The organism is Actinoallomurus sp. CA-142502 (assembly GCF_050936355.1).
GTDB lineage: Bacteria > Actinomycetota > Actinomycetes > Streptosporangiales > Streptosporangiaceae > Actinoallomurus > Actinoallomurus iriomotensis.
Genome location: NZ_JBNJMY010000001.1, coordinates 40,042 through 50,747 on the forward strand (window position 1 = coordinate 40,042; position 10,706 = coordinate 50,747).

14 protein-coding genes and 1 tRNA gene are annotated in these 10,706 nt (G+C 69.3%); 6 read left to right on the forward strand and 9 right to left on the reverse strand.

The annotated features are described in order from the left end of the window. Position 1: 1 nt before the first annotated feature. The 7 genes from ACQEV1_RS00400 to ACQEV1_RS00430 all read right to left on the reverse strand — a co-directional run bounded on the left by ACQEV1_RS00400 (position 2) and on the right by ACQEV1_RS00430 (position 3,402). Positions 2–937: a YqaJ viral recombinase family protein gene (locus tag ACQEV1_RS00400; RefSeq protein WP_433389881.1), complete on the reverse strand. Its 936-nt coding sequence runs from the start codon at positions 935–937 to the stop codon at positions 2–4. Then, complete coding sequence (locus tag ACQEV1_RS00405) at positions 934–1,218, reverse strand: hypothetical protein (protein ID WP_433389884.1); 285 nt, start codon at positions 1,216–1,218, stop codon at positions 934–936. Before ACQEV1_RS00405 ends, ACQEV1_RS00400 begins: the two co-directional genes overlap by 4 nt. After that, positions 1,215–1,871 (reverse strand): hypothetical protein, encoded by a 657-nt coding sequence (locus ACQEV1_RS00410; protein WP_433389886.1) that lies wholly within the window; start codon positions 1,869–1,871, stop codon positions 1,215–1,217. The genes ACQEV1_RS00405 and ACQEV1_RS00410 overlap by 4 nt, the downstream gene beginning before the upstream one ends. Further along, positions 1,868–2,602, reverse strand: coding sequence for a hypothetical protein (locus ACQEV1_RS00415; RefSeq protein ID WP_433389889.1), 735 nt, complete (start codon positions 2,600–2,602; stop codon positions 1,868–1,870). The genes ACQEV1_RS00410 and ACQEV1_RS00415 overlap by 4 nt, the downstream gene beginning before the upstream one ends. Continuing rightward, complete coding sequence (locus ACQEV1_RS00420) at positions 2,599–2,904, reverse strand: hypothetical protein (RefSeq protein WP_433389892.1); 306 nt, start codon at positions 2,902–2,904, stop codon at positions 2,599–2,601. The genes ACQEV1_RS00415 and ACQEV1_RS00420 overlap by 4 nt, the downstream gene beginning before the upstream one ends. Before the next feature lie 79 nt (positions 2,905–2,983). Then, entirely contained in the window at positions 2,984–3,175 is a 192-nt protein-coding gene (locus ACQEV1_RS00425; protein WP_433389895.1) for a helix-turn-helix domain-containing protein, read from the reverse strand. Beyond that, entirely contained in the window at positions 3,175–3,402 is a 228-nt protein-coding gene (locus ACQEV1_RS00430; RefSeq protein WP_433389897.1) for a hypothetical protein, read from the reverse strand. The genes ACQEV1_RS00425 and ACQEV1_RS00430 overlap by 1 nt, the downstream gene beginning before the upstream one ends. Positions 3,403–3,586: 184 nt before the next feature. Between ACQEV1_RS00430 and ACQEV1_RS00435 the strand changes: the two genes are divergently transcribed. From ACQEV1_RS00435 to ACQEV1_RS00450, 4 genes are all read left to right on the forward strand, one after another. Further along, positions 3,587–4,099, forward strand: coding sequence for a hypothetical protein (locus ACQEV1_RS00435; RefSeq protein WP_433389900.1), 513 nt, complete (start codon positions 3,587–3,589; stop codon positions 4,097–4,099). A 147-nt stretch (positions 4,100–4,246) separates the two neighbouring features. Further along, positions 4,247–5,302 carry a hypothetical protein gene (locus tag ACQEV1_RS00440; RefSeq protein ID WP_433389903.1) on the forward strand — a complete coding sequence of 352 codons (1,056 nt, stop codon included), beginning with the start codon at positions 4,247–4,249 and terminating at the stop codon, positions 5,300–5,302. Between the two features lie 44 nt (positions 5,303–5,346). Continuing rightward, positions 5,347–6,675, forward strand: coding sequence for a tyrosine-type recombinase/integrase (locus ACQEV1_RS00445; RefSeq protein ID WP_433389905.1), 1,329 nt, complete (start codon positions 5,347–5,349; stop codon positions 6,673–6,675). 40 nt (positions 6,676–6,715) lie between these two features. Next, positions 6,716–6,880 (forward strand): ribbon-helix-helix domain-containing protein, encoded by a 165-nt coding sequence (locus ACQEV1_RS00450; RefSeq protein ID WP_433389908.1) that lies wholly within the window; start codon positions 6,716–6,718, stop codon positions 6,878–6,880. Between the two features lie 106 nt (positions 6,881–6,986). Here the strand turns inward: ACQEV1_RS00450 and ACQEV1_RS00455 are convergent. Continuing rightward, positions 6,987–7,059: transfer RNA gene (locus ACQEV1_RS00455), tRNA-Arg, on the reverse strand. A gap of 248 nt (positions 7,060–7,307) precedes the next feature. Between ACQEV1_RS00455 and ACQEV1_RS00460 the strand changes: the two genes are divergently transcribed. Next, on the forward strand, positions 7,308–8,441 hold the full coding sequence (locus ACQEV1_RS00460) for a glycerophosphodiester phosphodiesterase (protein WP_433389911.1): 1,134 nt from the start codon (positions 7,308–7,310) through the stop codon (positions 8,439–8,441). Positions 8,442–8,659: 218 nt separating this feature from the next. Beyond that, positions 8,660–9,859 (forward strand): sigma factor, encoded by a 1,200-nt coding sequence (locus ACQEV1_RS00465; RefSeq protein WP_285629320.1) that lies wholly within the window; start codon positions 8,660–8,662, stop codon positions 9,857–9,859. Here ACQEV1_RS00465 and ACQEV1_RS00470 read toward each other — a convergent pair whose 3' ends face one another. Continuing rightward, on the reverse strand, positions 9,860–10,540 hold the full coding sequence (locus ACQEV1_RS00470) for a hypothetical protein (protein ID WP_433389915.1): 681 nt from the start codon (positions 10,538–10,540) through the stop codon (positions 9,860–9,862). It lies immediately after the preceding gene. Positions 10,541–10,706: the final 166 nt, after the last annotated feature.

Here is a 10,706-nt window from a genome sequence, read left to right on the forward strand (position 1 = left end):
CTCAGGACTCCTTCAGCTTGCTGTTGAAGACCCGGAAGTGGGTCTCGGTGATCACGTCGGCGGCGGCTTCCGGGTACCGCGCGCGCAGGGCCGCGAAGTCCGCCTTCTCTTTGGTCTGGTTGCGGCGGGTGGCGACGAGCCGGTCGCCGTAGTACGCCTCGGTGGCGTCGCCCATCACGTGCGCGAGCTCGGCCCGGATGGCCTTCTTCCGCATCTCGGCGGCGCTGTACTTGGCGTGCTCGTCGCCGTACTCGCGGAGCTTGGCCATGAATTCGGCGTCGACGTCGATGCGCTTGCCGGGGACGCCGGTCGGGAACAGGCGCTTGACGAGCGCCTCGGCGGCCTTGCCGCCCTCCAGCGGCGGCGGTGTGCGGGCCTCGACCATCCGCCACAGGTCGAGCTCCATCGCGCGGATGTCGGCGATCAGCGCGTCGTCGCGCTCGACCCGGCGGATGACGGGCGGTTCACCGCCGATTTGCGCGACCACCCACGCGTGCGTCCGGCCCGTCACGCCTAGGTAGTGCTGAGACTGTGCTTCGGCGCCGTCAGCGACCTGGTCGTCCTCCCACTCGCCCCGGCGGTGGTAGTTCGTGTTCTTGATCTCGACGATGCCGCCGTCGTCGGACTCGGCGTCGACCGATGCCTGCTGGTGCGGGTGCTCGATCGAGCGCATCAGGCCCTTGCGGCGTACCGGGATGCCGGTGCGGTCGGTGAACCATTCGAGGATCGCGGCCTCGACGATCTGCCCCCACCGCATCCGGTCGGTCGGCTCCCGCTCTGGGGCCTCGCCGATCTTGTCGAGGTAGACCTCCAGCCGGGTCTTCCACGGGTCCAGACCGAGCGCAGCCAGGGCGTCGGAGCCGCCCATGCCCTCACGGCGGGCCTTCAGCCACACGTCCCGAGGCGCGTCGTACGGCAGCACCAGTTCGGCCGTCACCGGCCCACCCCCGTGGTCTCGTCCTCGTCAGCGGTCTGTCGCAGAGCCGCGGTGAGTGCCTCGATGAAGCGCTCGTAGCCGTACGCCTCACCGATGCCGACGCCGACCAGGCGGCCAGCCGACTCGATCGAGAACCCCTCGGAGCGGTGCGCGAAGAACCGCTGCATCCGGCGGAGCAGCCGGGACATCTCCGCGGTCTCCGCTCGGCGAATCCGCCGACGCTGCGCGGTCTTCTGCGCCTTCCGGGCGGTCTTACGCCACAGGCGCGTCTCAGGCCTCATGACCGGCCCCCGACCAGCGGGCGGAGCGCATCCTCGACCAGCGCCCGACACCGATTCGCCCAGGCCTCACCATCGCGCCACTCGGGGTCGAGCTGGTCGTAGTTCACGTCACCGCGTTCGGCGTCCTGGAAGGCCAGGAGCTGCGCCTCCAGCTCCTCGACCGCGTGCCAGCCCTGTTCGAGGGTCAGGTGCGGGGCGAGGTCGTTGAGCGCGTCTTCGATGAACGCGTCGGTGACGCCCGTGCCCTCGGCGAGGCGGCCGGCCTGCGCGGCGGCGCGCTGGTTGATGTGCTGGTGCGCGAGCCACTCCCAGGCCTCGGCGAGCTGGGCGTCGGTGAGCTCGACCGGGAGACCGGCCGACAGCCGCGAGTGGCAGCCCCGGCACAACTGCCGCAGTTGCCCGTCGCGGGGGTCCTCACCGGTCGCCAGGTCCGGGAGGGCCTGCCAGCACCGCCAGCAGCGGGACGGCGCCCGGCTCGGCTGGACCGGGTACAGGATCGGCGCGCCGTTCATGGCGTTGGTGAGGCGCCGGTACTCGGCGGCCTCCGCGCGTCGTACGCCGTGCTCGGCCTGCCGCGCCGTCCGCTCGTGCTGGAGCTGCTGCTCGTGACGTTCGGCCGCTTCTTGATAGCGGTTCTGGGTGCGGGTGGTCATCGGGCGCCCCCGGCCTGCCACAGGTGGGTGCGCTTCTGCTCCTCGACGATCGCGCGGGTCGGCGACTCTGCCTGCCAGTCACCGGCCGAGCACTCCGCCTTGTAGCCGACGTGCGGCTGGTCGCAGGCGGCGGTGGACTTCAGGCCGCAGACGGTGCCGTCCTTGTGCGTGCGGCGGATCGGCGCGGTGTGCCGGGCGGTCTTGCGCTGTTCCGCCTTCAGCTCCTTCAACGCCTTCTCGACCATCCAGATCGCGAGGGGGACCTGCTGGTCGTTGAGCGAACCGAGGCCGAAGCGGTGGCGGAGCAATATGAACGCGGCGTCGATGAGGCGGTCCTCGACCATCGACGGCGGCCGGCCTGATCCCGCGCCGACGTGTGTCGCGGTCCGGACAGCGTCGATGAGCTTGGCGGCCCACCTGGGCAGCGGCTCTTCGGTGGCCTCGGCGTCGGTGTCGGCCGGGTCGCCGCCAACGTAGATCGCGCCGTACGTGCGGGCGGTGCCGCGTGCGGCCTCGCCGATCGACCCGCCGGGCAGCTCCGACGCGGTCGCGCAGACCGCCGCGAGCTTGCCGTGGTGGCGCTCGACGACGGCCCGCTCACCGATGTGGTCGGCGTACTCGCCCTGCGGCCACCGGGCACGCGCGGTCTCGACGTCGACGCGTTCGACCGTGATCGTGTGCGGCTGGCCGGCGAGGTCGTCGCGCTGGACGGTGATGATCGGGGTGCTCATCGCAGGCCCCCGAACAGGCCGCGCTCGTCGACCTGGGCGAGCACCGAACCGTTGGGCAGCCGGACGCGGCACCGGAAGTCCAGCGGGCACAGGCTCGCCACGGTGACGGGTTCCCCCCAGAGGGACTCGTCGAGGCCCCAGTACGTGAGGTGATCGCCTGGCTCGACCAGGTGGTAGCCGACGGCACCCGGCTCGGCCGGCTGCGGCTTCGGCTGGTGGCTGGCGCGGTAGGCCTCGGCCTGGATGCCGTACGCCACGGCGGCGATCAGCGCACCGGCGCGGTGGCTAGGCTTCGTGATCACGGCCTGCTCCGTTCTGTAGAGGGGATGGGGTTGGCCGGAGGGCTCTGACCGGTCGCGACGGTCGGGGCCCTCGCCCTTTTCAGGGGGCGGGCGGGAGGTTCTGGGCGTACTCGCGGAGGGCGTCGACCGGAACGAGACGGCGGCGGCCCTGGCGGACGGTCCTCAGCGCTCCGGAGCGGACGAGCTTCCAGGTCGTGGTGCGGCCCAGGCCGATGCGCTCGCCGGCCTCCGGCCACACGTCCAGCAGGACCTTCTCTTCGGTGGCGGCCATCAGGCGCTCAGCTCGGCGTGGGCGGGGACTTCGGACATCCGGCGGATCTCGGTGATGTCCTCGTCGGCGAAGCGGATGACTCTCGGGCTGAGGCGGCGGTGAGGGACTCGGCCCTTCTTCGCGGCCTGCATCAGCCAGTGGCGCGTGACGTTCAGCATCCCGGCCGCCTCTTCTGGCAGGTGGAGCACCTGGTCAGGAGGCGATCCGGTGTGAGGGGATGACGACATGGCTGTGACCGTACGCGTATAGACGCGTTTTTACAAGTCTTGAGACACGCCGAAACGCGTCTTCGGACGTCTCGGCACGTCTTTGCATCTCAAGATTCGCTAACACTCGCCAAAGTCCGATTTGACATCTACAGTCGGCGAGACGGGAGCGACCCGCGGCTCCCACAGACCTGGACTGAGGGACATGGACACCAGCAGCTACCCGGCGGAGGCGTGGAAACGTCTCGGCCGAGCGGTCAAGGCGCGCCGAAACCACCTCGGGATGACCCAGCCCCAGGTCGCCACATCCGGCGGCCCATCGACCGCAGTCGTCAGCAAGATCGAGCGAGCGGCTCAGCAGGGCTACGAAGACGCCGTGATCGTCAAGCTCGAGAACGCGCTCGGCCTCCGGCGCGACGCCGTGGAAGGTCTACTACGGACGCCGGACAAGACCCGATTCGATGAGGAGGACATCAGCCGCCAGCAGGAAGCGGCACGCACCGAGCGGGTCCTCCCGCGTGGCGACGTACGAGCCGAAGTGCCGGCCTACGTGACCCGCGACCAAGTCGAGGACTGGGAGTGGGAGATTTGGACACAGCTCTCGTTGCTCAGCGACGATGACAAAGCGCTCATGATCGAATTCATGAAGGGCGTGCGTCGGCGTGCCGCGCGAGCAGAGGCTGGCCAGGACGCCGCCGGGCGGCGACTTACGGGCTGACCACCCGTCGTCCATCACTGTCAGTAATAACGCATTAGTAACAGAAGTAATAAGAAGGCCCTGTAAGCAACCGAACACCCGTTGCGGCGCGTCCGTAACTATGGACCCCGGAGACCATCGAATCTGCCTGTCTGATTCGGAGGCTCCATGAGTAGGACCCCCACGGACTTTCGAGTCCGCCACCTCGAACGTCAGCTCGCCGCTGCGCGGGCCGTCGGCGACCACGCCTGGGACCAGGGCTACGCCGAGGGCCTCAGGCACAGCAGATTGGAGATCCCTCAGGCATTCACCGACGCTCTGCGCTACGGGAGCGCGCACGAGCACTACCCCGTGCCGCTCCTCGACGGCCAGGTCACCATCGTCCTCGCACGCAATGGAACCGGCCGACCCAACGAGCGCACTGAGGCAGCCGTGTGGGAGGCACTCGAACGCGTCCGGCTGGACATCACTGACCAGGTGCTGGCCGGAGTGCGGTTCGTGCAACGCCGGGAGCTGCCCAGGCAACTCGCGGTAGCGATCTGGCATCACCATGACCGCGCCGCGATCGTCGCCAACACGACGACATCCCGGCCGCGGCTGCGCGCCGCCCTGCGGTCCCAGTACCACGGCTGGGCACTGCTGCCGGTCATCGGCTGGACGCTCGCCCGGCGACTGGGCCGCTGCGTCACGCACATGCTCGCGCCGGCTACGACGACGACAGTGGCCGTGGCATCCGCGGCGGCCGTGACGGTCATCGCCACCGTGCCGCCCGGCAGTCTCACTCTGGCCGAGCGGGGCGCCGATCCGGTCGTGCACACCGACCGGCCCTCACCCCTGGCCTACGACCCGGTCACCCATCCCCGCGCCCGGAAGACGACGCCCCCGCAGAGGGAACCGGCCGCCAGCTCTGCGCAAAAGCATGTGCCGGCACCTCTGCCGACCACGGCGCCGGAGGATCCGCCAGAGGCGGCAGCTCCGACGGACCCGCCGACCGAAACGCCGACGCCCGATCCCTCCCAGACGCCGAGCACACCGCCAGACGGGCAGCAATCCCCGCCCGGGAGCAGTCCGGTCGCGTCCCCGACGCCGTCGCCGGTGCCGTCGGAGGACAACGCCGACGAGGACCGGCCGGGCGGTGACCTGGCGCCAGGAGAGCAACTGGGCGGCGGGGACGCATGCCTGCTCGACCTGCTCCGAGGTCAGGGCTGCGATCCGGCCAGATAGCTTCCACCTCGCCACCCATTCCCTCCACGGCCCTGGAGACACGCATGTCCAAACCCGAGGAAACCCCTTCCCCTAGCAAGAAGCAGGGCGCTAGACGCACCCGGGGAAACAGAGAAGGAAAGCCGTACAAAACTGCCAAGGGATGGTGCGTCAAGGCGTACTTCGAGGACGGGAAACCGAAGTACATCTACGGCAAGACCGCAAAGGAATGCAACGACAAGCGGAAGAAGTTCTACGAGGAGCTGGAGGCGGGCGGCCCGATCACCATCGGGAAGAACATCAAACTCGGCGAGTATCTAGAGAAGGTGTGGCTGGCCCAGACGCTGCAACAGCGCCTTGAGATGGGGATCATCACGCAGTCGACTTTCGACTCCTACCGTGGCTCCTGCGAGGGACACATTATCCCCGATCTCGGACACATCGAAGCCGTCAAGCTTTCGACATCGGATGTACGGAAGTGGCATCTCGATATGCTGCAGAAGCCGTCCGCGAAAACGCCTCGTAAGAAACTCCGGCCTGGGGAGACGGAGCTGCCACCGCCGCCTCGGCTGAGCCGCCGCACGGTGGTCATCCACCACAGCGCCCTTCGGAAGGCCTTGGCCGACGCCCTGGCCGACGACGTGGTGAAGAAGAACGTCGCGAAGCTCGTGGCCGTGCCGACCACCGGCAAGTCCAAGTCGAAGCGGAAAGCCTTGACCCGGGATGAGGCCGCGCTGCTCCTGGCCGAAGCGTCCCGGGATCGTTTCTGGGTCTACTGGCTGACCGTGCTCGGCCTCGGCCTGCGCCGCGGCGAGGGCCTGGGCATGCTCTGGACTGGTGTCGACTTCGAGCAGAACACGGTCGCGCTGGAATTCTCCGTGCAGCGGCTGCGCGGAGAGAAGGACGAAAAGACCGGCCGCCGCCGAGGCCGTCTGGTCGCCAAGCAGCTGAAGACCGAGGCGTCCGAGGCCACGGTGCCGGCGCCACCGCTGGTCATGGAAGCGCTGAAGGCGCACAAGGAGGCCCAGGACGCCGAGCGGAAGGATGCGGAGGTGTGGGTGAACCCCGACCTGGTCTTCGCGACGCACCTAGGCACGATGCTGGAGCCTCGGAACATGAACCGGGCCTGGGCGGAAGTCTGCGACCGGTCGGGCATCGGCCGGCGCGTGCGGATCCATGACCTGCGGCACGCGATGGGGTCGTTCCTGTTCGATGCCGGGATCGACTTGAAGGTGATTCAGACGGTCCTAAGGCACACCCAGCTGGCCACCACGGCGGACATCTACACGCACGTCTTCCAGGAGGCCCAGCGTCAGGCCGCGGCACAGATGAATGGTGTGCTCGTCGACCTCCAGGCGCGGCGGGACCAGCGTGACGTGAGGAAGACCGGGTGAACCGCTCGACGGATGTAGTCACTTGTAATACGTTGACCGCGTGAGCGACCGCAATCCGACGTCCGTGCGCCTGACTCCGGAACAGGAGAAGGCACTGGAGGAGATCGGGGAGCGGGAGGATCGATCGCAGTCGTGGCTCATCCGTAGGGCGATCGACGAGTTCATCGAACGGCACGGACAGAAGGAAGGGGGTGCCTCGGAGTGAGCGACACTCCACGACATTCAGCGACACGAACGCCGCTGGTGTACGCGCTGGTGTACCAACGCCAAGGGCGCCCCTTGCGATCAAGGGACGCCCTGGTCAAACGGTGCGCAGCCGGAGGGATTCGAACCCCCAACCTTCTGATCCGTAGTCAGATGCTCTATCCGTTGAGCTACGGCTGCTGGCTGCCCGACGAGTGTACCGGCACTCCACGGCGACGCGCGAATCGGTACTCCAGGCCGCGTCATCCCGCGCGTTCCCCAGCCTTTGTCCACAGGCGAGCCCCTCCTGTGGACAACCACGACGACCCAGGTCGGTGACGGCGTGGCCGGGGCTGGCCGGTTCCGGACCCTGTCCCCTTCAGGATCAGGTCTCCCATTCGTCACGCGGCCGTCGTAACCTCCGCACGTTCCGAACCAGGAGGTCGCTCATGTCACTGTCCCGACGCTTGCTGGCCGGTGGGCTGGCCCTCGTCACCGTGGGGTCCGCGTACGCGGCGTTCGGTGGCTCCAGTGGGGCTTCCTCGGCGCCGGCGCGGAAGAGCGCGCTCAGCACGCTCGGCAGGCAGAAGCCGATCGTGATCGCGCACCGCGGGGCCAGTGAGTACCGGCCCGAGGAGTCGCGGAGTGCCTACCTGCTCGCCATCGAGATGGGCGCCGACTACATCGAGCCGGACGTCGTGACCACCAAGGATCATGTCCTGGTCGCGCGGCACGACAACTGGCTGAACGACACGACGGATGTGGCGAAGCATCCCGAGTTCGCGGGTCTCAAGAAGACCAAGACGATCGACGGGGTCCAGCACACCGACTGGTTCACCGAGGATTTCACCTTCGCCCAGCTGGAGACGCTGCGGCTCAAGGAGCGGCTGCCGGATCTGCGCGCGGGCAGCAGCGCGTTCGACGGGGTCGACCGGATCGCCGGGCTGGATGAGGTCCTGCAGATCGCCAAGGACCACCACGTCGGCGTCTACCCCGAGACCAAGCATCCGACGTACTTCCGCGGCATCGGGCTGCCGCTGGAGGACGAGTTGCTCAAGGATCTCGCCAAGTACGGCTTCAAGGGCCGGAACGACAAGGTGTTCATCCAGTCCTTCGAGACCTCGAACCTGCGGGCGCTCAGCAAGAAGACGAGCATCCGGCTGATCCAGCTCATCGACACGCAGGGCGCGCCGTACGACTTCGTGGCGAACCACGACCCGCGCACGTACGACGATCTGGTCAAACCGGCCGGGCTGAAGGACGTCGCCTCGTACGCGTACGGCATCGGGCCGGGGCTCACCCGGATCATCCCCGTGGACTCGGGCAACCACGCGCTCCCACCCACGACGCTCGTCCGTGACGCCCACCGCGCCGGGCTCGCCGTGCATCCGTGGACGGTGCGGCCGGAGAACTACTTCCTGCCGGTGGAGTACCGGCAGGGCGACTCCGGCTCGCCGAACTTCCCGCGGGCCGAGGGCGACGCCTCGCGGTACCTCGCCGACTTCTACCGGCTCGGCGTGGACGGGATCTTCTCCGACGACTCCGCCCTGGCGGTCTCGACACGGGCCCGCGTCTTCGGCTGAGAGACCACCTGACCGTCACCGTACGGCGAAGGTTCTATAACGGCCGCAGCCAACGATGCCCCGTGCGCCCCCCGTACGGGGCATCGTCGTTTACCGCCACCCGAAGCACGGTGCCATCAAACATCGCACCAAAGGGCAAGTTGCACTATTTGCGCTTTTTACGGTGAGCTTGCTTTCTTCCCTTAGGGTTTAGGCAACCTGAATCGTGGAGCACGTACATGGCAAGGTGGTCCCGCTTCGCCCCCGACGCCGATCGTCGTCTCGTCAAGGGACTGCACGACGGGGACGACGATGTGATCGCCACGCTGTACGACGTGTACGCCGAGCGCCTGTACGACTACTGCATGGCACTGCTGGACGACCGGCGGGCCGCCGCCGACGTCGTCCACGACGCCTTCATCGACGCGGCGCGCCGCGCGCCGCGGCTGCGTGACCGGGCCCGGCTCCGTCCCTGGCTGTACGCGGCGGCGCGGCGGCGCTGCATGCAGCGCAAGCTCCAGCTCGAACCCGCCGAGGACGACCCCCTCAAGAGCCTGGACTTCCTCCACCGTGAGGCGCTGTTCCTGGCGCTGCGGCACGACCTGACCGGCGAGGACCTCGCCATGACCGTCGGCGTCACGCTCCGCCGCGCGGAGGCACGGCTGAACCGCGCACAGCAACGGGTGCCGGACGCCGAGGAGTACCTGCTCGGCGCGACCGCGCCCGTGGTGCCCGCGGCCCTGCGGCACCGCGTCCAGCACACCGGCACCGATCCCGAACTGGCCGGATACCGCGCCGAGATCGCCGCACGCGGCGGGGCGCTGACGCCGGAGGGCATGCCGCGCCAGCCGGACGCGCCCTCGCCCCTGGCGCGCCGGTGGGCGTTCACCAGCGTGGGCCTGTTCTCCGCGCTGGCCACGGCGTTCGTCGTGCTCCTGGTGATGAACCCGAGCCTGCCGGTGCCCGACATCCAGTGGCCCGGGGGCAAGCCGCACACCTCCACGTCCCCCGCGCCGCACCCCCGCCGGTCGGCGCAGGCCGGTGCACCGGGAGCCGGCGACGACCAGCGGCCGACCACCGAACCGCAGTCGATGAACTCCCCGACACCGACCCCCTCGCCCACGACGTCATCGCCGGGGCACAGGCCCGGCGCGCTGGTGGTCAGCCCCTCCTCGATCCGCTTCCGCAACCACGCCACGATGGCCGCGCTGGTGATCAGCGCCCGGGGCGGTCCGGTCAACTGGACCGCCGCGGCCTCCTCGCCCCAGGTGACGCTCGCGCAGTCCGGCGGGACCATCGACGATCACGGCCGGGTGGAGATCGAGGTGACGCTCAACCGGGGGCTGATCACCCTGCCGGGCACGGCCACCATCACGGTGAGCGGCGGTACGGGCCAGGTGGTGCCGGTCTCGATCGCGTGGGACATCTCCGTCCTGTGATCAGGCGCCTGCCACGACGTGCGGCCAGGCGTTCAGGGCCGGCCGGACCGCTCCCGGCGGGAAGTGCACCCACGCGCGGGTCTCGGTCTCCTTCACCGACACCCTGATCGCGTCGTAGAGGTCCGGGTCGATCAGTCCCGGCCCGTGCCGGATCACGTCGTCGTACAGCCGGTCGGAGACCACACAGCCGAGCTCGCGGCCCGTGGCGGCGAAGGCGGTCTTGAACGCGGGCGCCTCCAGCAGCCGGAACGCGTGCACCAGCGTCCGCCCGGCCACCCCGTACGGGTCGAAGTGCACGTGGCCGGCGTGCAGTGCCATCCGCAGCCGGATCTGCGCGGGTTCGCTGGAGAGCTTGTTGTGCCGGCGCAGCCCCGCGCGTACGCGCTCGGTGAGCGGCGAGATGAGCAGCTCGGTGGCGACCAGCGCGGGCACGACGATGAGGACGCCGTCACCCCGGTCCTCCCGGTGACACCCACGCCACGGCACCCCGGTGTCCTCGAACGCCTCCTCGAGGATGCGGTACAGCCCGGCCCGTACGTAGAGCTGCACCTCGTCGTCGCGCCGCCGGTCGCCGAAACCGGCGATGTCGAACGCCACGACCGCGCACTGCAGCGCTCCCTCCGGGGCGTACGGGCGCGGGCGCAGCACCCGGGCGGACAGGCGGCCCATCGCCCTGCCCATGCCCGCCGCGGCGGCGACACGGGCGTACGAGGCGACCGGACGAGGCCGGACGCGCGGGCGCGGGGGGTTTCCATCGAGGTCGGTCCTCCTCTCGGCGAGCGGGCGTCACCGCTCCGCGCCGGGCAACGGCCTGCCCCTCACGACGAGGACGTGAGGGGCAGGGAGA